Raw genomic sequence first — 19,509 nt, forward strand, 5'->3', positions numbered from 1 at the left:
GACATGAGCTCGAACGGCGCCGCCGCGCGCAGCGGGGCCTCCCCTGCCCGGACCAGGTCGAGAGTTCGGGGAAGGCTCGCCGCCCCCGTCGCCACGCGCGCCAACGCGCTGCACCCCGGCGCCTGGTGGCTGTGGGCGCTCGGCCTGGGCACGGCCGCGTCGCGCACCACGAACCCGCTCCTGCTCGGCCTCCTGGTCGCGGTCGCGGGCTATGTGGTGGCGGCGCGCCGTACGGACGCGCCGTGGGCCCGTTCGTACGGGGCCTTCATCAAGCTCGGTCTGCTAGTCCTCGCGATCCGGCTGGTCTTCGCGGTGGTCCTCGGCTCGCCCATCCCCGGCTCGACGGTGCTGTTCCGGCTGCCCGAAGTGCCGCTGCCCGACTGGGCGCAGGGCATCCGGCTCGGCGGCAAGGTCACCGCCGAAGGCCTGCTCTTCGCGCTGTACGACGGTCTGAAGCTGGCCACGCTCCTGATCTGCATCGGCGCCGCGAACGCGCTCGCCAACCCGGCCCGGCTGCTCAAGTCGCTGCCCGGCGCGCTGTACGAGGCCGGGGTCGCGGTGGTCGTGGCGATGACGTTCGCGCCGCAGTTCCTCGTGGATCTGCAGCGGCTGCGGCGGGCACGAAGGCTGCGCGGCCGTCCGGACAAGGGAATCCGCGGGCTCGCCCAGGTCGGGCTGCCCGTCCTGGAGGGCGCGCTGGAGCGGTCGGTGGCGCTCGCAGCCGCGATGGACGCACGCGGTTACGGACGCAGCGCCGATGTCCCCGCTCCCGTACGCCGGCTGACCGCGGTGTGCACGCTCGGCGGTCTGGCCGGGGTGTGCGCCGGTACGTACGGGCTGCTCGCCGCCCAGGGCGCGGGCTTCGGACTTCCCGTACTCCTCGGCGGGCTCGCCCTGGCCCTTGTCGGCCTGTGGCTGGGCGGCAAGCGGTCGCTGCGCACCCGCTACCGGCCGGACCGGTGGGATCTGCGGGCCTGGCTGGTGTCGGCCTCGGGTGTGGCGGTCGCGGCCCTGATGATCGCGGCGGCGTCGGCGGATCCGGCGGCCCTGCACCCCGGGGTCGTACCGCCGACCGCACCCGAACTGCCCCTGTGGCCGGCGGCGTCCGTGCTGATCGGGCTGCTGCCGGCCTTCGTCGCGCCCGCCCCGCCCCGGGCTTCTGCGCCTGCTCCGGCCGAAGCCCGTGCCACCGGTCCCGTACAAGGTCCTCGACGGAAGGAAGCCTCATGATCCGCTTCGAGGATGTCTCGGTGACGTACGACGGCGCCGCGTCACCCACCATCGGCGGGGTCGACCTCACGGTCCCCGAGGGCGAACTGGTGCTGCTCGTCGGCCCGTCCGGTGTCGGCAAGTCGACGTTGCTCGGCACGGTCAGCGGGCTCGTCCCGCACTTCACGGGCGGCACCCTGCGCGGGCGGGTCACGGTCGCGGGGCGCGACACGCGTACGCACAAGCCCCGCGAACTCGCCGACGTGGTCGGCACCGTGGGCCAGGACCCGCTCTCGCACTTCGTCACGGACACGGTCGAGGACGAGCTCGCGTACGGGATGGAATCGCTGGGCATCGCGCCGGACGTGATGCGCCGCCGGGTCGAGGAGACCCTCGATCTGCTCGGGCTCGCGGAGCTGCGCGACCGCCCGATCGCCACGCTCTCGGGCGGCCAGCAGCAGCGGGTCGCGATCGGTTCGGTGCTCACCCCGCACCCGAAGGTGCTCGTGCTCGACGAGCCGACCTCGGCGCTCGACCCGGCGGCCGCGGAGGAGGTGCTCGCGGTGCTGCAGCGCCTGGTGCACGACCTCGGCACGACGGTCCTGATGGCGGAGCACCGTCTGGAGCGGGTCGTGCAGTACGCGGACCAGGTGGTGCTGCTTCCCGGCTCGGGCGAGGCCCCTGTCGTGGGCACGCCCGCCGAGATCATGGCCGTCTCCCCCGTGTTCCCGCCGGTGGTGGGCCTGGGCCGGCTGACGGGCTGGTCACCGCTGCCGCTGACGGTGCGGGATGCGCGGCGCAGGGCCGCTTCCCTGCGGGAGCGGTTGGCGGGGGTGACGCCGCCCTCGCCGGGTGGGGTGACGCCGCCCATGTCTGGTGGGGTGAGGCCGCCGTTGCCTGGAGGGGTGACGCCGCCGTCGGCGGATGGGGTGACGCCGCCGTTGCCCGGAGGGGTGACGCGTCGCGCGGCCGGGACGGAGTTGTCCACAGGCACGGAGTTGTCCACAGGCGGCGGGGAGTTGTCGGTGGGGGGCGGTAGCTTTGAAGGGGCTCGGCCCCCGGGTGGGAGGGGTCTGTCCCGCCTCCTGGGACGCGCCAAGCCCGCCCCCACCCCACCCACCGACAGCACCCCGGCCTCCCACCCCACCGCCAAGGCCGCCTCCCTCGCCGTTCACCGCGGCCGGATCGAGGCTCTGCGCCGCGTGGACCTCACCGTCTCCCCCGGTGAGACCATCGCGCTCATGGGGCGCAACGGTGCCGGCAAGTCCACCCTGCTCTCCGCCTTCGTCGGCCTGCTGCAGCCGAGCTCCGGCAGCGTCCAGGTCGCCGGCGCCGTCCCGCACAGGACCGCCCCGCGTGACCTGATCCGGCGCGTGGGACTCGTACCGCAGGAGCCGCGCGATCTTCTGTACGCCGACACCGTGTCCGGCGAGTGCACGGCGGCCGACGCGGACGCGGGCGCGGCGGCCGGGACCTGCCGGGCCCTGGTCGAGGAGCTCCTGCCGGGCATTCAGGACGACACCCACCCCCGTGACCTGTCCGAGGGCCAGCGCCTCGCGCTCGCGCTGGCCGTCGTCCTGACCGCACGCCCGCCGCTGCTCCTGCTCGACGAACCGACGCGCGGGCTGGACTACGCGGCGAAGGCGCGCCTCGTGACGGTCCTGCGGGGCCTGGCCGCCGACGGGCACGCCATCGTGCTCGCCACGCACGACGTGGAGCTGGCCGCCGAGCTCGCCCACCGCGTGGTGATCCTCGCCGAGGGCGAGGTGGTCGCGGACGGGCCGACCGAGGAGGTCGTGGTCTCCTCGCCCGCGTTCGCGCCGCAGGTGGGCAAGATCCTCGCCCCGCTGCCCTGGCTGACCGTCGGGCAGGTGCGCACCGCGCTCCGCGAGCTCGGGGAGATCGGATGACCGCACGGGACCGGAAGCGGACCACTGCCGCAGGACAGGACCGGACGACCGCCCAAGACCGGACCACCGCCCAGAACCGGACCACCGCCCAGAACCGGACGACCGCCCGGGAGCGGACCACCGCCCAGGCGCGCGCCGTCCGGCTCGGCCCCAAGTCCGTCGCGGCCCTCGTCCTCGTCAGCCTGACGGGGGGCTTCGCCTTCGGCTGGCCGCTGCTCGCCGACCCGCAGTCCGGGGTGGCGCACGCCGAGGACGCGCCCTGGCTGTTCGCCGCGCTGCTCCCCCTTCTCCTGGGCGTGGTGCTCGCGACCATCTCCGAGAGCGGGCTCGGCGCCAAAGCCATCGCCATGGTCGGTGTGCTCGCCGCGGTGGGCGCCGCGCTGCGGCCCCTGGGCGCGGGGACGGCGGGCCTTGAGCCCACGTTCTTCCTGATGATCGTCGCCGGGCGGGTGCTCGGGCCCGGCTTCGGATACGTGCTCGGCTCGGTGACCCTCTTCGCGTCCGCGCTGCTCACGGGCGGGGTCGGACCCTGGATGCCGTTCCAGATGATGACGATGGGCTGGGTCGCGATGGGCGCGGGCCTGCTGCCCGGGGCCGACCGGCTGCGCGGCCGCGCCGAGGTGGCGATGCTCGCGCTGTACGGGGCGGTCGCCGCGTTCGCGTACGGCTTCGTCATGAATCTGTACGGGTGGCCGCTCCTGGGCGGCCTCAGCTCGGGCATCTCCTTCGTCCCGGGGGATCCGGTGCACGAGAACCTGGCCCGCTACCTCGCCTACTGCCTCGCCACCTCCATGGGCTGGGACCTGGGCCGCGCCATCATCACCGTGGTCCTCACCCTCGCCCTGGGTCCCACCATCCTCAAGGCCCTGCGCCGGGCCACCCGCAAGGCCGCCTTCGAGGCGCCGGTCACATTCGACGGGGCCGACCGGGGATACGGAGGCCGTTCCGGGGCCTTCGAAGCCGTAACAAAACCGTCGGAAACGCCTGCGAAACCGTAGGCGATCGCTTGCTCAGCGTAAGAAATGACCCTCCTCCGCGTGACCCCGCGCACAGGACCTAGGTCACATACGAGCCGGGATAGTAGTCCTCAGGGCCCCTCCCCCAGGGGTCCTGAAATCGGCCCTGACCTGCGGGTTCAAGGGGTCCGGGAGAAGTGGGGCCATAACGCCCGATATGCGAGGAGAACTAGTAAAAGGGGTCATTGCGGCGACGTAACAGCCCTGGTTCTCTGGAGGAGTCGCAGGGCACGGCGGCCCCCTCGGGCCCCGCCCCGGCAAACCATCCCGCACCGTCCCCGCGGTACCGGCTTGCCTGCGACTGCCCTGTTCCCGACCGGAAGGTCCAGCGTGTCCATCTCCAGCATCCGCCGCATCGCGTCCCCGAAGAAGGCCGTCACCACCGCCCTCGTGGCCGCGTCCGCCGCAGGTCTGGTCTTCGCCGCGGCCCCCGCTCAGGCCGCGACCGTGACCGCCGCTCCGGCCACCGCCCCGGCTGCCGCCGGCTCGGCGCAGGCGATCGCCCGGCAGATGATCCCGGACACCGCGCAGTTCAACGCGTTCAGCCAGATCGTCTCCCGTGAGAGCGGCTGGAACCACACCGCGACGAACGCCTCCTCCGGCGCGTACGGCCTGGTCCAGGCGCTTCCGGGCTCGAAGATGGCGTCCGCGGGTGCCGACTGGAAGACCAACCCGGCCACCCAGATCAAGTGGGGCCTCGACTACATGAACTCCCGCTACGGCTCCCCGGTCGGCGCGTGGAACTTCTGGCAGCAGCACCACTGGTACTGAGCCGGACCCTGACCGAACGCCGAAGCGGCCGCCCCCTGCGCAAGGGGGCGGCCGCTTCGTCATGCGCGGAGCCGGGCTCACCTCGCGAGCCGGTCGAACCAGCGCACCGCCTTCGGCCCACCGCTGCGGAACGATCCGAAGTGGTCCACGTCCCCCTGGTCCAGCACCGGGGCCCGCACCCCGTGCGCGGCGAGGTCGGCGGCGCAGCTGTGCGCGTTGCCGATCGGTACGTCGGTGTCGCCGGCCGACGCATACAGGCGGACCGGCACCTTCGGCTTCCAGTCGCAGGTGCCGTCCTGGCTCTTGAGGGCGGTCAGGAGGGCGCCGTCCGGGTGCCGCATCCGCTCGTAGAAGGCGGGTGTCAGGAGCTCCTTCACTGTCTTCGGGAGCTGGGCGATGACGTCCTCCTCGCGGTGCTCCCCGTCGAAGAGGGCCTCGATCCGCTGGTCGTACGGTGCACGGAAGGCCTCGGAGGGGTGGCTGTAGATCGGGTGCAGCCGGTTCTGCGCGACCAGGAAGTACGAGACGTAGAAGAGCGCACTGGTGTCGTTGACGCGCCCGTCGTACAGGGCGGGCACTTCCTGACCCACGAGGTCGTACGGTCCGGCCACCGGCGCGAGGGCGCGCAGCCGGAATCCCCGGGAGTGCCCTTCGCTCAGCTCGCGGCCGAGCGCCATGGTCACCTGCCCGCCCTGCGAGAAGCCGGTCGCGTACACATCACCGGTGAGCGGCCGGTGCAGACGCTGCGCGGCGGTGCGGGCGGCGCTGAGCATGTCGAGCGAGGCGGTGACGGCCGAGCGGGTGTCCATGTACGGGTGGGTGCCGGGGCCCTTGCCGAGTCCGAGGTAGTCGGGTGCGGCGACGGCCCGGCCCGCCGAGCCGTGCAGATACGAGAACAGCTTGCCGGAGCCCTCGGTGACCGAGGGTGCGTAGTCGCGGTGGACCATGGTGCCGTGGGCGTCGGCGACGAGGTCGAGCCGCCGCTCGCCGCCGGTGGGCAGGGTGAGCAGTCCGGTCGCGGTGGTGGGGCGGCCTGCCGTGTCCACGGTGCGGTACGTCAGGCGCCAGGCGCGCACTCCGTGCCGTACGGTGCCGTCGCCGATGCCGGCCCGGGTGAGGAGCCCGGACACGGCCGCCTTGTCGAGCTCCGCGACGGGCGTGACGGCCAGGAGGGCGCCCCGGCCGTGGTGGGCCGCGGCCGGGACCGCGGGCCGGGCGGCGGCGAAGGCCGGCGCGGTGAGCGTGGCGGCCAGGGCGGCCGTCGCACAGGCGGCGACGGCGGCCCTCGCCACGCGTGAACTGCGGTGTGTACGGCGGGAGTCGACCTCGTGAAGTGTCATGAGGCGATCGTCGTACGCCGAAGCGTCCGGCCCCATCCGACGCGCCCCCGGATGCTTGCTCGGGCACGCCCGGGATCCCTTGGTGTACTCACATACACCCCGGTGCACGGGTGTTCAGAGCCGCTGGATGATCGTCCCCGTCGCCAGGGCGCCGCCCGCGCACATCGTGATCAGCGCGAACTCCTTGTCGCGGCGCTCCAGTTCGTGCAGTGCGGTGGTGATCAGGCGGGCGCCGGTCGCGCCGACGGGGTGACCGAGGGCGATCGCGCCGCCGTTGACGTTGACCTTCTCCAGGTCCTGCTCGAAGACCTGCGCCCAGCTCAGCACCACCGACGCGAAGGCCTCGTTGATCTCCACGAGGTCGATGTCCTTGAGCGACATCCCGGCCTTGCCGAGCACCGCCCGCGTCGCGTCGATCGGGCCGTCGAGGTGGTAGTGCGGGTCGGCGCCGACGAGCGCCTGGGCGACGATCCTGGCGCGCGGCTTGAGCTTCAGGGCGCGGGCCATCCGCTTGGAGGCCCACATGATCGCGGCCGCGCCGTCGGAGATCTGCGAGGAGTTGCCGGCGGTGTGGACCGCCGTGGGCATCACGGGCTTGAGGCCGCCGAGGGCCTCCATCGACGTGTCGCGCAGCCCCTCGTCGCGGTCGACGAGCCGCCACATGCCCTGTCCGGCGCGCTGCTCGTCCTCGGTGGTGGGCACCTGTACGGCGAAGGTCTCGCGCTTGAAGCGCTCCTCGGACCAGGCGATCGCGGCCCGCTCCTGCGAGATCAGGCCGAGCGAGTCCACGTTCTCGCGGGTCAGGCCCCGGTTGCGGGCGATGCGCTCGGCGGCCTCGAACTGGTTGGGCAGGTCCACGTTCCACTCGTCCGGCATGGGCTTGCCCGGACCGTGCTTGGAGCCGGAGCCGAGCGGGACGCGCGACATGGCCTCGACGCCGCAGGAGATGCCGATGTCGATGACGCCGGCCGCGATCATGTTGGCGGTCATGTGCGAGGCCTGCTGCGAGGAGCCGCACTGGCAGTCCACGGTCGTCGCGGCCGTCTCGTACGGCAGGCCCATCGTGAGCCAGGCGGTGCGGGCGGGGTTCATCGACTGCTCGCCCGCGTGCGTAACCGTGCCGCCGACGATCTGCTCCACACAGTCGGGCTGGATCCCGGTGCGCGCCAGTAGTTCCCGGTAGGTCTCGCCCAGGAGGTAGGCGGGGTGCAGATTGGCGAGCGAGCCCCCGCGCTTGCCTATGGGGGAACGTACTGCTTCGACGATGACGGGTTCCGCGGCCATGAGCCCTCTTCTCACGTGATGGTTGCGGTCCGTGGGTGTATCCCGGCACCCATCGGGCCGTTCTTCGAGCTGACTCAGGAACTAGTACGCGTTCTAGTTACGGGGACAGTCTCACGACTGAGACCCGTCCACCGCAAGGGTCTTGCACGCACAGCCACCGTTCCTGCACCGCACTTGCCCGCAAAAGATCACTGCACGGGGCTTGTCACTGGTAGAACCCGTTATTACGGCGATGCCGCTTCCGGCCTGACGTCGATGTCACTTCCGGCATGACGCCCATGCCGCTTCCGGCAGGGCACAAATCACCCGGATCCGGGGGTCGGGCGCCTGAACGGATCGGGGCTGGCTAGCGTCTACGAGGTTGCCCCGACCATCCCTTCGGACCGAAAGCCGCCGCCCATGGCCCAGGACGCTCTGCCGTCGCCGCCCCGGTCGCCCGCCGTGACCGCGGACCGCGCCGTCTGGCACGTCCGCCACCGGGTGCCGCTGCTGTCCACACTTGCCCTGCTTCCGCTGTACGCGGTGTGGTGGTTCGTGTTCGCGAAGGGCGGCGGGGATCTCGCGGCGCAGCAGGCCTGGGCCGACTTCGTGGCCGAGCATCCGGGCTCCCCGTACAACCTCTCCTGGTACGGCGGTCTGCACACCGCCAACTACAGCCTGATCTCCCCTTATCTGATGGCCGCGCTCGGCGTGAAGACGGTGACGCTGCTCTCCGGGCTCGCCTCGGGCTGGCTCGGCGGGATGCTGTGGGTGCGCACCGGGATCGCCCGCCCGCTGTGGCCCGCGCTGCTCACCGCGTACGCGCTGTGCTGCAACGTGATCTCCGGCCGCACCACCTTCGCCCTCGGCATCGCCTTCGCGCTCGGCGCGTGTGTGCTCCTGATCGGGGCGCGGCGGATCTGGTGGGCGGGGCTGTGCGCGGCGCTCGCGACCATGGGGTCGCCGGTCGCGGGGCTCTATCTGGTCGTGGTGGGTGCGGCCTTCCTGCTCGTACGGGACTGGGGGCGGGCCCTGTCGCTGCTGCTGCCGCCGTTCGTGGTGGTCGGGGCGACGACGCTGCTCTTCCCGTTCGAGGGTGTGCAGCCCATGGGGTGGGGGCGGATCCTCGCGCCCGTGCTGTTCTGCGTGGCCGTGCTGCTTGTCGCGCCGGGCAAGTGGCGGACGCTGAAGGCGGGCGTCGCGGTGTACGCGCTCGGTGTCGTCCTCACGTATGTGATCGCCTCGCCGATCGGCACGAACGTGGAGCGGTTCGCGCAGCTGATCGCGCCCGCCGTGCTGCTCGCCTGTCTGCCGGAGAAGGCCACCGGGCCGCAGCGCCGCGCGGACCGCATCAAGCGCGGCGCGTACGTGCTGACCTTGGTGTTCTCCGTGTACTGGGTGACGCAGAAGGCGGTGGACGACATCGTCGTCTACACCAAGGTGCCGGCCTGGGCGCAGCACACCGAAGGACTGGTCGGCGCACTGGACGACTTGGGCGCGGACCGCACCAGGGTCGAGGTCGTACCGGCCCGCGACCACCGCGAGTCGGTGCTGCTCGCGCCGCACGTCAACCTGGCCAAGGGCTGGAACCGACAGGCCGATGTGGAGCGCGGGCCGCTGTTCTACGACGGGTATCCGGGCGCGGGTGTCCCGGACGGCGCCTTCTCGCCCGAGGCGTACAAGGCCTGGCTCGACCGGTGGGCGGTCGGCCTGGTCGTGCTGCCGAAGAACGCGCGCCCGGACGGGCCCGCCGAGCGGGAGGCCGCGCTGGTGCGCGCCGAGCCCGGCTTCCTGGAGCCGGTGTGGCAGGACGAGCACTGGAAGGTTTTCCGGGTGCGGGACGCGACCCCGCTGGTGTCGGGACCGGCCGAACTCGTGCGCTCCGACGAGACCTCGCTGCTCGTCCGGGCTTCCACGAAGGGCACGGTCAAGATCAAGGTCGCGTACTCGCCGTGGCTGACGTCCTCCGGCGGCTGTCTCGCCCAGGACGGCGATTTCGTACGGCTGGAAGTCGGCGGACCCGGCGAGTACCGGATCAACTCGGCGTACGGATGGAAGCCTCCGGCACGCTGCTGAGAGGTTCCGGCTCCTTCGTACGGCGGGGCCCCGACAGCACGTACACGATCAGGAAACCCGCGCCGACGACCAGCGCGCCGCCGGCCGCGTCGAGGATCCAGTGGTTGGCCGTGCCGACGATGACCACCAGGGTGAGCGCAGGGTGCAGCAGGCCGAGGGCCTTCAGCCACCATCGGCGGGCGAGCAGCAGGGCCACGAGGCCGCACCACAGGGACCAGCCGAAGTGCAGGGACGGCATGGCCGCGTACTGGTTGGTGAGCGCGGTCATCGCGCCGTAGTCGGGCCGGGTGAAGTCCTGGGCGCCGTGGATCGTGTCGACGAAACCGAGGCCGGGCATCAGACGCGGCGGTGCGAGCGGGTAGAGCCAGAAGCCGGCGAGGCCGAGCACGGTGGTGAGACCGAGGGCGCTGCGGGCCCAGCGGTAGTCGGCGGGGCGGCGGCGGTAGAGGACCGCGAGGATCACCAGCGGCACTGTGAAGTGGAACGAGGTGTAGTAGAAGTTCATCGCCGCTTCGAGCCAAGGGGTGCGCGCCACCAGGTGGTTGAGCCAGTACTCGATGTCGAGGAACAGCGCCCGCTCCAGGTCGAGGATCTGTCTTCCGTGCGCCTCGGCCTCCGCACGGCCTGCCGTCGCGGCCAGTCTGACCTGGGAGTACGCGGCGTAGAAGACACGGATCAGGAGCAGTTCGAGCAGCAGGTTCGGGCGGGTCAGGGCCCGGCGCCAGAGCGGAAGCAGCGGAATCCGGCGCCATCGTGCGTCGGCCGGCGCCGCGTACGCGGTGGGGACCGGTTCGCGGAAGTACGGGGACGTACGGGTCAGGAACGGGACCGCGCAGGCGGCGGCCAGGGCGGTCAGGAGCAGCAGGTTGTCCCGGAGCGGGACGAGGATCTGCCGGTCGAGCAGGATCACCTCGGCCGGCAGGGTCATCACGACCACGACGGCCGCGGGCCAGACGAGGCGGTTGGCGGCCTTGATCCCGACGCGGCCCACCGCCGCGAGCAGCAGCCACAGGAGCTGGTGCTGCCAGGCCGTCGGCGACACGGCCACCGCCACGCATCCGGTGAGGGCCACCGCGAGCAGCAGCTGGCCGTCGCGCGCATAGCGCACGGCGCGGCGCAGACCCAGGTACGCGACAGCGGCGCCGAGCGCGAGGAAGACCGCCGTCTCGGCCGGTCCCGCGAGGCCGAGCCGGAGCAGGGCGCCGTGCAGGGACTGGTTGGAGACCTGGGCCGGGGCGCCGCCGAGGCCCGCGCCCGCGAGGTGGTGCACCCAGTACGTCCAGGAGTCCTGGGGCATGGCCGCCCAGGCGAGCGCCGTGGCGGCGGCGAAGGTGCCCGCGGTGGAGACGGCGGCGCGGCGGCGGCCCGTGCACCACAGGAGCGGGGCGAAGAGCAGCACGGTCGGCTGGAGGGCGGCGCCGATCCCGATGAGCACTCCGCTGAGGCGTTCGCCGCGGACGGTGAAACAGCCGGCGAGGACCAACAGGACGGGGATGATGCTGGTCTGTCCGAGGTGCAGCGTGTCGCGCACCGGCAGCGACAGCATCATGAGGACGATCGCGACGGGCGCCCCGAGCAGGGCGGCCCTGCGGGTGACCGGGGCGGGCAGGGCGCGGGCGGCGATGAACCCGATGAGGGCGACCAGGAACAGCGTGCCGAAGGTCCAGAAGACGCCGAGCGAGTGCTCGGCGGACTGCCGCAGCGGCTTGAGGACGAGGCCGGTGAACGGCGTACCGCTGAACTCGCCGCCGTCGTAGAGGGAGCCGCGGACCTGGAGGACCCCGAGCGGGCCGATCCAGTTCTCCAGCTCGATCAGCCGCTCACCGGGCGGCGACCGCAGGACGAGGGCGATCTGACGGGCCCCGAGGAAGGCCGCGAGCAGCCATAACGCGATCCGTGCGGCCGCGGTCCGGCCGACCGGGACGCCTGCCCCGATGACTGCCTGCCGCTCGCTGCGCTCCGCGTTCACCACGGTCGCCCGGCCCCCTCCCCAGCCGCTCCTTCACCTGCCCGTATCCCCGCCTTTGAGAGAAAGACGCCGGTATCGGGGGTCCGGGGTTGACTCGGGAGGGCCGTGGTTGCGGCATAAGCGCGCGACAAAGATCACACAGGGGCCGTTTATCCAGCTTTGATCTTGTGGGCGTCAGGCCTGGCAGGAGGGGGTTTCCCGCCAGTACGCAAAGGACCGCACACGGCACGTAACCGGGCAACCGGGTCCTATGGTCGACTCCCATGTCACCCACCACCCTGGACCGGAAACCGTCCGACACACCGCAGCCGCCCGTCGGGGACGTCACCGTCACCGACCCCTCGCTCGTGCAGCGAGCGGTGAAGGCGGCCGCGCTCGGCAACGCCATGGAGTGGTTCGACTTCGGCGTCTACGGCTACCTCGCCGTGACGATCGGACATGTCTTCTTCCCCGACGCGTCCAGCACCGCCCAGGTGCTCTCCGCGCTCGGCACGTTCGCCGCGGCCTTCCTGGTCCGGCCCATCGGCGGCGCCTTCTTCGGGCCGCTCGGCGACCGCATCGGCCGCCAGAAGGTCCTCGCCCTCACCATGATCATGATGGCTGCGGGCACGTTCGCGATCGGCCTGATCCCCTCGTACGACACCATCGGTGTCTGGGCGCCCGTGCTCCTCATCGTGGCGCGCATGGTGCAGGGCTTCTCGACCGGCGGTGAATATGGCGGCGCGTGCACCTTCATCGCCGAGTACGCGCCGGACAAGAAGCGCGGGTTCTTCGGCTCCTTCCTGGAGTTCGGCACGCTCGTCGGATACGTCGCGGGCGCCGCGCTCGCCACGGCCCTCACCACGTTCATGGCCGAGCCCGACCTGTACAGCTGGGGCTGGCGCATCCCGTTCCTGATCGCCGGGCCCGTCGGCCTGATCGGTCTCTACGTACGCCTGAAGCTGGAGGAGACCCCGGCCTTCCAGGCGCTCGCGGACGAGGCCGAGGCCAAGCAGAAGGCGCTGCCCAAGCCGAAGCTGCGCGAGATGTTCGTGGGCAACGGCCGGGCGATGATGCTCTGCATCGGCCTCGTCCTGGTCTTCAACGTCACCGACTACATGCTGCTCTCGTACATGCCGACCTTCCTCAGCAAGAACCTCGGCTACGACGCCACGCACGGCACGCTGATCCTGATCGGCGTGATGGTCCTGATGATGGGCGCCCAGATCCCGATGGGCCGGCTCAACGACCGTATCGGCCACCGCGTCGTCATCGGCGGCGCCTGCGCCGGCTTCGTGCTGCTCTCCGTACCGGCGCTGCTCCTGGTCCGCGCCGGGGAGACCTGGGCGATCGCGCTCGGCCTCGCGGGCCTCGGCCTGCTCCTGGTGGGCTTCACCTCGTCGATGCCGGCGGCGCTGCCCGCGCTCTTCCCGACGAAGGTCCGCTACGGCTCCCTTTCGGTGGGCTTCAACGTCTCGGTCTCGCTCTTCGGCGGTACGACCCCGCTGATCACGGCGGCGCTGATCGCCACCACGGGCAACCTGATGATCCCCGCGTACTACCTGATGGGCGCGGCCGTCATCGGTGGCATCGCCGCCTGGCTGATGCCCGAGTCCGCGGGCCGTCCGCTGCCCGGCTCGCCGCCGGCCGTGGAGACGCAGGAGGAGGCGCGGGAGCTGCGGGCGCGCGCGGCAGCTCATGTCGCCCCCGCCGGCGAGAAGGTGCTGGTGGGAACCGCCGGGCGCTAGGTGCCCGTCTGTGCCCGTGAGTCTTCACGGGGGGGGATGGCACATGCACTTCGGGTTCGGTGGACGGCCGGCCGTGGTCGGTAACGGCCTGCGGCCGGCCGTTCGCCTGCCGCGGCGGATCCTCGCGGTCCTGCTCGCGCTCCTCGCACTCCAGCTCGGTTCGCTGATCAGCCCCGCGTACGCCTGCGGCTGCGGCGCGATGGTGCCGAACGAGAACACCTCGATCGCCGTGGACCGCGAGGTCTCGGCCGTGCGCTGGGACGGTGCGCGGCAGGACATCGCGATGCGTCTGTCCGTACGCGGGGACGCGCGCGAAGCCGCCTGGATCATGCCAGTGCCTTCGCGGGCCGACGTGGAGCTCGGCGACCGCGCGCTCTTCGACGAACTCGCCGAACTCACCGCGCCCGTACACAAGGAGAGCACCTACTTCTGGCCGCGCGCGGGCGACTTCCCGTTCTCCTCGGAGGAGTCCGACGGCGCGGGGGCCGGGGCACCCGAGCGCTCGGCGCCACCGGTGGGCGTCACCGGCCGCGAACGGCTCGGTCCCTTCGACGTGGCCCGCCTGACGGCCTCTGACCCCGACGCCCTGGCCGGCTGGCTGAAGGACGAGGGCTTCCACCTGCCCGCGCGGCTGTCGCAGGCGCTGCGCCCGTACGTCGACCAGGGCTGGAGTTACGTGGCGGTCCGCCTCGCGCCCGCCGAGGGCGGCGCCGCCACTCTGGGCGGTGCGCTCGACCCGCTGCGGATCTCGTTCGCGAGCGACCGCCTCGTCTATCCCATGCGCCTCTCCCAACTGGCGCGGCAGCCACAGACCCTGGACCTGTACGTGCTGGCCGCGCACCGGATGGAGACGCGCTCGGCGATCGGCGGCTATGAGCCGGAGGTGACGTACGCGCGGCGGCTCGGCAGCTCGGCGGGCCCGGCGCTCGACTCCTTCGCGGGCGGGGAGACCCGGTATCTCACGGCGATCAAGCAGCTCTTGCCCACGCCGTCGGACATCTCCGGGGACCACGAACTGCGGCAGAGCGCCACGGACGATCCGTATCAAGAGATCATCCATGACGAGAAGCTGCTGCGCTGGGCGGGCATCCCCGCATGGATCGTCACCTTCGGCGGGACGGCACTGCTGCTGCTCGCCCTGATCGTGTGGCGGGCGCTCGCGCGGGCACGCAGGCCGGTGCCGCCGCCACCTCCCGTATGGACTCCGCCGCCGCTGAACTAGGGTCCTTCTCGCAACGGAACAGCAGCGTGCAGGGGGTTTGGGGCATGGATATGGACATGGGCACGGGTACGGGTACGGGCACGAACGTCGAGGGGGCCGTGACGGCGGTCAGCAGCAACGGCGAGTACTCGTTCACGAAGCCGAACCGCGAGAGCATCACGCTGCTCGCCGGGCTCGGCGTCGAGGGCGATGTGCACGCGGGGGTCACGGTGAAGCACCGCTCGCGGGTCGCCCAGGACCCGACGCAGCCCAACCTGCGTCAAGTGCACCTGATCCACGAGGAGTTGTTCACGGAGGTGGCCGAGCAGGGGTACGAGGTGGTGCCGGGCGCGCTCGGCGAGAACATCACCACCCGCGGCATCGACCTGCTCGGCCTGCCCACCGGGACGCTGCTGCGGATCGGCGACGAGGCGGTCCTCGAGGTCACCGGGCTGCGCAATCCGTGCGTGCAGATCGACGGCTACCAGGACGGACTGCTCAAGCAGGTCGTGTTCCGCGACGAGGACGGCGCGCTCGTCCGCAAGGCGGGCATCATGACCGTCGTCCTGACCGGCGGCCCGGTGCGGCCCGGCGACGCGATCAAGGCCGAGCTGCCGACGGGCCCGCACCGGCCGCTCGAACGGGTGTGAGCGCGCCCGCAGTTGCTCACGCCTCGCTCATATCTCGTGGTAGAAGCCCACGTTGACGGTGCGGGGGCTCGTGCGGTCCTGGATGATCACCTCGCCCGAGCCGCCGTGCGGCAGCACCATCGTGGAACCGTAGGCGAGTTCATGGTGCTGCTGCCCGACCCTGACTCGCACCTCGGAGGCAGGGTCGGGGTGCGAGCCGAGCAGCCAGGTCACGCGCCAGACGCCGTCGGGTCCGCACAGGAACTCCAGGTGCGTGCGCGAGATGAACAGCCAGTCGTCGGGCGGCGCGAGCCGGCACACCGTACGGTCGCGGCCGACCCGCAGCACCGCCCCCGGCGTGCTGTCCGCGTCGGCCATGGCCATCCCGGCCGTAGCACCCGCGTCCGCCTGCGAGACCGATGCCATGGTGAGCTCGAGCACCTGCGCTCCTTCAAGTCACGGAAAATGCGGCGCGGTTGACCGCGCGCCGCCGCATCTTAGAGCGCGGCGCCCGTCGGACCGCATGACCCGGACCACACCCTCGCCGGATCCCCCGCCGGGACGCTCGCGCGCACCTTTGCCACACTTGAGCCATGACCGAGCGTAAGCCCCCTGGTGTGAGCTTCGAGTCCTTCGTCGACAAACAGATTCGGGAAGCCGAGGCGCGTGGGGACTTCGCGCGCCTGCCCGGCGCGGGCAAGCCCCTCGAAGGGCTCGACCGGCCGTACGAGGAACTGTGGTGGATCCGCAAGAAGCTGCACCAGGAACAGCTGCCCGGCGCCCTGCCGCCAGCCCTCGCCCTGCGCAAGGAGATCGAGGACGCCCTGGCCGCGGTGCCCGAGGCACCCTCGGAGCGTGCGGTCCGCGCGCTGCTCGGCCCGCTCAACGAGAAGATCACCGCATTCCTGCGCCGTCCGCCCGCGGGGCCGGCGCTCGGGCGGGGACCGGTGGATGTCGACGAGGCCGTACGGGAGTGGCAGCGGGCGCGGTACGCGGGGGCCTAGGGCCTCGCAGCCTCGGCCCCGAGGTCCTGGCGAACCGCTCAGCCCTGTGTCCTGGCGGCCGCTCAGCCCCGGTGTTCGTCCCCGTTGCCCGCCGCCCGCTCGAGGGCTGACCGGGTCGCCGGGCCGTAGACGCCCTTGGGGTCCGAGGTCACTCCGTACCAGACCTGGAACATCTCGACGGCGTCCCTGGTCTTGCTGTCGAAGTTCCCGTCCGGCCTGCCGCGGTAGACCCAGACGTCCCGCAGCATGCCCTGCATCTCCTCCACGGCGGGGCCGCTGTCGCCCTGCTGCAGCGTGCCGCCGGCCTGGGCGGGCGGGGTGGTCACGGTGCCGGACGCCTTGAGCGTGGCCGAGGCCGACGCGCTCTGCGTCCTGGACGGCGAGGGCGACGGAGACGCGGACGCGGACGCACTGGCCGACTTGGAGGCCGACGGGCTCGGGGACGCCGACTCGGAGGGTTCCTCGCTGCTCGGTGCCACGCTGCTCGCCGAGGCACTGGTCGCCTGGTCGGGCAGCACCCGGTTCTGCCGGGAGTCGCCGTCGTCGGAGAAGAAGCCGCTGGCCGTCGCCGCCACGGCCACCACGGCGACCGCGGCCCCGCAGGCCGTGAGCAGCATGGTGCGGCGCCGGCCGCGCTCACGGCGTTCACCTCGTGCGGCGGCACGGCCCTGCCCGGCGCCCGGCGGGGTGCGCTCCAGCTCGATCTCATACGCGTCGGCTGCCGCGTATCCGTCGGCGGCCGCGTACCCGTCGCCCGCCGCATGTCCACCGGCCGCCGCCCCTGCCGGTACGAAACGGTCCACGTCCGCCGGATGCGGTGCGCGCTCCGGAGACTGGCCCGGCACGTCGTGGACGACCGGCAGCTGCGCCGTGTCGTCCGAGATCTCGGCCTCGGGCGACAGCGACACGTACGGCCGTATGCGCAGGGGGTCGAAGTCCTCAGCGGCCGCGACATCGGCGGACCGCTCGTCGCGCAGCGCATCGGCCGCACGCTGTGCGCAGCCGCACAGCGGCGCGCTGTTCCTGTCCCTGGGCGTGCCGCATTCCGGGCACGTCATTGCGCTCACCGCTGGGGTCCCCTCCCTGAAGCTCCCAGCGATTATGCAGCTCCGTCCCCACCAGGCCCAGCGCCCCCACCCCCCGCCCCCTCCCTCAACAGGCCATAACCGCACAACCCGACCAGGATGGAAGAAGACGAACCGTCCGTCCGAGCCGGTGCCGGGCGCCGGCTGCGGCAGCAAGGAGACGTCGATGGCCCAGGACGTGAGCGGCGCGGGCAGCCCTGCGGCGGCCGCGCCCGGCGCCGGACTTCCGCCCGGTACGGGACAGACACAGCGCAGCGTCATGGTCTCGATCGGGGCGCTGCTGCTCGGCATGCTGCTCGCGGCACTCGACCAGACCATCGTCTCGACCGCGCTGCCCACGATCGTCAGCGACCTCGGCGGCATGCAGCACCTGTCCTGGGTGGTCACCGCGTACATGCTGGCCTCGACCGCCGCGACACCCCTGTGGGGCAAGCTCGGCGACCTCTACGGACGCAAGAAGCTCTTCCAGACCGCGATCGTGATCTTCCTGATCGGTTCGGCGCTGTGCGGTCTCGCGCAGAACATGCCGCAGCTGATCGGCTTCCGGGCCCTGCAGGGCCTGGGCGGCGGCGGTCTCATGGTCCTGTCCATGGCGATCGTCGGCGATATCGTCTCGCCGCGTGAGCGCGGCAAGTACCAGGGTCTGTTCGGTGCCGTCTTCGGCGCCACCAGCGTGCTCGGCCCGCTGCTCGGCGGTCTCTTCGTGGACCACCTGAGCTGGCGCTGGGTCTTCTACATCAACCTGCCGATCGGTGTGATCGCGCTCCTGGTGATCGCCGCCGCGCTGCACATCCCGCACACGGTGCGGCCGCACAGGATCGACTACCTCGGTACGTTCCTGATCGCCTCGGTCGCCACCTGCCTGGTCCTCGTGGCCTCGCTCGGCGGCACCACCTGGGCCTGGGGTTCGGCGCAGATCATCGGGCTCGCGGTGCTCGGCGCGGTACTGCTCGTGGCGTTCGTCGCGGTGGAACGCAAGGCCGCCGAGCCGGTGCTGCCGCTGAAGCTGTTCCGGATCCGGACCTTCACGCTCTCCTCGGCGATCAGCTTCGTGGTGGGCTTCGCGATGTTCGGCGCGATGACCTATCTGCCGACGTTCCTGCAGGTCGTCAAGGGTGTCTCGCCCACCATGTCGGGCGTCCACATGCTCCCGATGGTCTTCGGCCTGCTGCTCTCCTCCACGGCCTCCGGCCAGATCGTCTCCCGTACGGGCCGCTGGAAGATCTTCCCGATCGCCGGCACCGCGGTCACCTCAGTCGGCCTGCTGCTTCTGCATCAGCTGAAGGAGACGACCGGCACCTGGGAGATGAACGCGTACTTCTTCGTCTTCGGCCTGGGTCTGGGTCTTGTCATGCAGGTCCTGGTCCTGATCGTGCAGAACGCCGTCAGTTACGAGGATCTCGGCGTCGCCACGTCGGGCGCGACCTTCTTCCGCTCCATCGGCGCCTCGTTCGGAGTGGCGATCTTCGGCACGCTCTTCACGAACCGGCTCGACGGCAAGCTCTCCGACGCCCTCGCCGGGCAGACGCTGCCCGCCGGGCTCACCGTCGAGAGCCTGGAGGACGACCCGCGCACGATCGCGCAGCTCCCGCCGGATCTGCAGGCCTCCGCGCTGCACAGCTACTCCTCCGCGATCACGGATGTCTTCCTGTACGCGGTGCCGGTGGCCCTGGTCGCCTTCGCGCTGTCGTTCCTGCTGCGCGAGGACAAGCTGCGCGGTTCGGTGACCGCGCCGGAGATCAGCGAGACCCTCGCCAGCAACCCGGTCGAGCGCTCCTCGCGCGACGAGGTGCTGCGGGCGCTCTCGGTGCTCGGCACCCGGCAGGGGCGCCGGGAGATCTACCAGAAGATCACCGCGCGGGCCGGCTACGACCTGCTGCCCGCCGCGAGCTGGATGCTCCTGCGCATCCAGCGCTTCGGCCACACCGAGCCCGCGGTGCTCGCCGAGAACACCACGGTGCCGCTGGCCCGCATCCAGGCCGCGGCCCGCCAGCTGGAGGAGCGCAAGCTCGCCACCCGCGACGGCCTGCGCCTGGTGTTCACCCCCGAGGGCCGCGAGGTCGCCGCCAAGCTCGGCAAGGCCCGCGAGGAGTCCCTCGCGGAACTCCTCGGCGACTGGTGGGGCCCCGACCGCCCGACGGACCTGGTCCGCCTGGTCGAGGAACTGAGCACGGAACTCTCGGGCTCGGACGCGGAGACTCCGTACGCGGGGGCGGTACCTCGGGATCATGCGGCGCGGGCGTAGACCCTGAGCGCGCTGCGGGCGTGGGCGTCGGGGAGCGGCGCGGCGGGGAAGCGGCGCAGCTACC

15 protein-coding genes are annotated in these 19,509 nt (G+C 71.9%); 10 read left to right on the forward strand and 5 right to left on the reverse strand.

The window, feature by feature from the left end:
- The first annotated feature begins 3 nt into the window (after positions 1 to 3).
- From H9Y04_RS08055 to H9Y04_RS46555, 4 genes are all read left to right on the forward strand, one after another.
- Positions 4 to 1,230 carry a CbiQ family ECF transporter T component gene (locus H9Y04_RS08055; protein WP_187812959.1) on the forward strand — a complete coding sequence of 409 codons (1,227 nt, stop codon included), beginning with the start codon at positions 4 to 6 and terminating at the stop codon, positions 1,228 to 1,230.
- Positions 1,227 to 3,119: an ABC transporter ATP-binding protein gene (locus tag H9Y04_RS08060; protein WP_187812960.1), complete on the forward strand. Its 1,893-nt coding sequence runs from the start codon at positions 1,227 to 1,229 to the stop codon at positions 3,117 to 3,119. The genes H9Y04_RS08055 and H9Y04_RS08060 overlap by 4 nt, the downstream gene beginning before the upstream one ends.
- Complete coding sequence (locus H9Y04_RS08065) at positions 3,116 to 4,117, forward strand: ECF transporter S component (RefSeq protein WP_187812961.1); 1,002 nt, start codon at positions 3,116 to 3,118, stop codon at positions 4,115 to 4,117. The genes H9Y04_RS08060 and H9Y04_RS08065 overlap by 4 nt, the downstream gene beginning before the upstream one ends.
- A gap of 348 nt (positions 4,118 to 4,465) precedes the next feature.
- Entirely contained in the window at positions 4,466 to 4,906 is a 441-nt protein-coding gene (locus H9Y04_RS46555; RefSeq protein ID WP_187812962.1) for an aggregation-promoting factor C-terminal-like domain-containing protein, read from the forward strand.
- A 77-nt stretch (positions 4,907 to 4,983) separates the two neighbouring features.
- On the opposite strand, the gene H9Y04_RS08075 is transcribed toward H9Y04_RS46555, so the two are convergent.
- Together H9Y04_RS08075 and H9Y04_RS08080 are read right to left on the reverse strand one after the other, a co-directional pair.
- The gene (locus H9Y04_RS08075) at positions 4,984 to 6,246 is read right to left on the reverse strand and encodes an alpha/beta hydrolase family protein (protein ID WP_187812963.1); all 1,263 of its coding nucleotides are present in this window, start codon (positions 6,244 to 6,246) and stop codon (positions 4,984 to 4,986) included.
- Between the two features lie 114 nt (positions 6,247 to 6,360).
- Positions 6,361 to 7,530, reverse strand: coding sequence for a steroid 3-ketoacyl-CoA thiolase (locus tag H9Y04_RS08080; RefSeq protein ID WP_187812964.1), 1,170 nt, complete (start codon positions 7,528 to 7,530; stop codon positions 6,361 to 6,363).
- Positions 7,531 to 7,929: 399 nt separating this feature from the next.
- Here H9Y04_RS08080 and H9Y04_RS08085 point away from each other — a divergent pair, with 399 nt between their 5' ends.
- On the forward strand, positions 7,930 to 9,585 hold the full coding sequence (locus H9Y04_RS08085; RefSeq protein WP_236070620.1) for a glycosyltransferase family 87 protein: 1,656 nt from the start codon (positions 7,930 to 7,932) through the stop codon (positions 9,583 to 9,585).
- Here H9Y04_RS08085 and H9Y04_RS08090 read toward each other — a convergent pair.
- The gene (locus H9Y04_RS08090) at positions 9,545 to 11,557 is read right to left on the reverse strand and encodes a bifunctional glycosyltransferase 87/phosphatase PAP2 family protein (RefSeq protein ID WP_438818083.1); all 2,013 of its coding nucleotides are present in this window, start codon (positions 11,555 to 11,557) and stop codon (positions 9,545 to 9,547) included. The two genes, H9Y04_RS08085 and H9Y04_RS08090, sit on opposite strands and share 41 nt — an antisense overlap.
- A gap of 260 nt (positions 11,558 to 11,817) precedes the next feature.
- On the opposite strand from H9Y04_RS08090, the gene proP reads away from it, so the two are divergent.
- From proP to H9Y04_RS08105, 3 genes are read left to right on the forward strand one after another with little or no spacing between them, the layout of a single operon-like run.
- Positions 11,818 to 13,281 (forward strand): glycine betaine/L-proline transporter ProP, encoded by a 1,464-nt coding sequence (proP, locus tag H9Y04_RS08095; protein ID WP_187812965.1) that lies wholly within the window; start codon positions 11,818 to 11,820, stop codon positions 13,279 to 13,281.
- 43 nt (positions 13,282 to 13,324) lie between these two features.
- On the forward strand, positions 13,325 to 14,503 hold the full coding sequence (locus tag H9Y04_RS08100) for a DUF2330 domain-containing protein (protein WP_187812966.1): 1,179 nt from the start codon (positions 13,325 to 13,327) through the stop codon (positions 14,501 to 14,503).
- A gap of 50 nt (positions 14,504 to 14,553) precedes the next feature.
- Positions 14,554 to 15,132, forward strand: coding sequence for an MOSC domain-containing protein (locus tag H9Y04_RS08105; protein WP_438818088.1), 579 nt, complete (start codon positions 14,554 to 14,556; stop codon positions 15,130 to 15,132).
- A gap of 27 nt (positions 15,133 to 15,159) precedes the next feature.
- On the opposite strand, the gene H9Y04_RS08110 is transcribed toward H9Y04_RS08105, so the two are convergent.
- The gene (locus tag H9Y04_RS08110) at positions 15,160 to 15,552 is read right to left on the reverse strand and encodes a hypothetical protein (protein WP_187812967.1); all 393 of its coding nucleotides are present in this window, start codon (positions 15,550 to 15,552) and stop codon (positions 15,160 to 15,162) included.
- 152 nt (positions 15,553 to 15,704) lie between these two features.
- Between H9Y04_RS08110 and H9Y04_RS08115 the strand changes: the two genes are divergently transcribed.
- Entirely contained in the window at positions 15,705 to 16,115 is a 411-nt protein-coding gene (locus tag H9Y04_RS08115) for a DnaJ family domain-containing protein (protein ID WP_187812968.1), read from the forward strand.
- Positions 16,116 to 16,177: 62 nt separating this feature from the next.
- On the opposite strand, the gene H9Y04_RS08120 is transcribed toward H9Y04_RS08115, so the two are convergent.
- Positions 16,178 to 17,173 (reverse strand): peptidoglycan-binding domain-containing protein, encoded by a 996-nt coding sequence (locus H9Y04_RS08120; protein ID WP_187813104.1) that lies wholly within the window; start codon positions 17,171 to 17,173, stop codon positions 16,178 to 16,180.
- A gap of 193 nt (positions 17,174 to 17,366) precedes the next feature.
- Here H9Y04_RS08120 and H9Y04_RS08125 point away from each other — a divergent pair, with 193 nt between their 5' ends.
- The gene (locus H9Y04_RS08125; RefSeq protein ID WP_187812969.1) at positions 17,367 to 19,445 is read left to right on the forward strand and encodes an MDR family MFS transporter; all 2,079 of its coding nucleotides are present in this window, start codon (positions 17,367 to 17,369) and stop codon (positions 19,443 to 19,445) included.
- The last annotated feature ends 64 nt before the right edge of the window (positions 19,446 to 19,509 follow it).

Origin of the sequence: Streptomyces polyasparticus (assembly GCF_014493765.1) — a bacterium.
In the GTDB taxonomy this organism is placed as follows: Bacteria; Actinomycetota; Actinomycetes; order Streptomycetales; family Streptomycetaceae; genus Streptomyces; species Streptomyces polyasparticus.

Excerpts from the sequence above, each read along its gene's own strand:
- H9Y04_RS08060 (WP_187812960.1), top strand. The coding sequence starts at position 1,227 with ATGATCCGCTTCGAGGATGTCTCGGTGACGTACGACGGCGCCGCGTCA.
- H9Y04_RS08105 (WP_438818088.1), top strand. The coding sequence starts at position 14,554 with ATGGACATGGGCACGGGTACGGGTACGGGCACGAACGTCGAGGGGGCC.
- H9Y04_RS08075 (WP_187812963.1), bottom strand. The coding sequence starts at position 6,246 with ATGACACTTCACGAGGTCGACTCCCGCCGTACACACCGCAGTTCACGC.
- H9Y04_RS08080 (WP_187812964.1), bottom strand. The coding sequence starts at position 7,530 with ATGGCCGCGGAACCCGTCATCGTCGAAGCAGTACGTTCCCCCATAGGC.
- H9Y04_RS08125 (WP_187812969.1), top strand. The coding sequence starts at position 17,367 with ATGGCCCAGGACGTGAGCGGCGCGGGCAGCCCTGCGGCGGCCGCGCCC.
- H9Y04_RS08100 (WP_187812966.1), top strand. The coding sequence starts at position 13,325 with ATGCACTTCGGGTTCGGTGGACGGCCGGCCGTGGTCGGTAACGGCCTG.
- H9Y04_RS08115 (WP_187812968.1), top strand. The coding sequence starts at position 15,705 with ATGACCGAGCGTAAGCCCCCTGGTGTGAGCTTCGAGTCCTTCGTCGAC.
- proP (WP_187812965.1), top strand. The coding sequence starts at position 11,818 with ATGTCACCCACCACCCTGGACCGGAAACCGTCCGACACACCGCAGCCG.
- H9Y04_RS08120 (WP_187813104.1), bottom strand. The coding sequence starts at position 17,173 with ATGACGTGCCCGGAATGCGGCACGCCCAGGGACAGGAACAGCGCGCCG.
- H9Y04_RS08055 (WP_187812959.1), top strand. The coding sequence starts at position 4 with ATGAGCTCGAACGGCGCCGCCGCGCGCAGCGGGGCCTCCCCTGCCCGG.
- H9Y04_RS08065 (WP_187812961.1), top strand. The coding sequence starts at position 3,116 with ATGACCGCACGGGACCGGAAGCGGACCACTGCCGCAGGACAGGACCGG.
- H9Y04_RS08085 (WP_236070620.1), top strand. The coding sequence starts at position 7,930 with ATGGCCCAGGACGCTCTGCCGTCGCCGCCCCGGTCGCCCGCCGTGACC.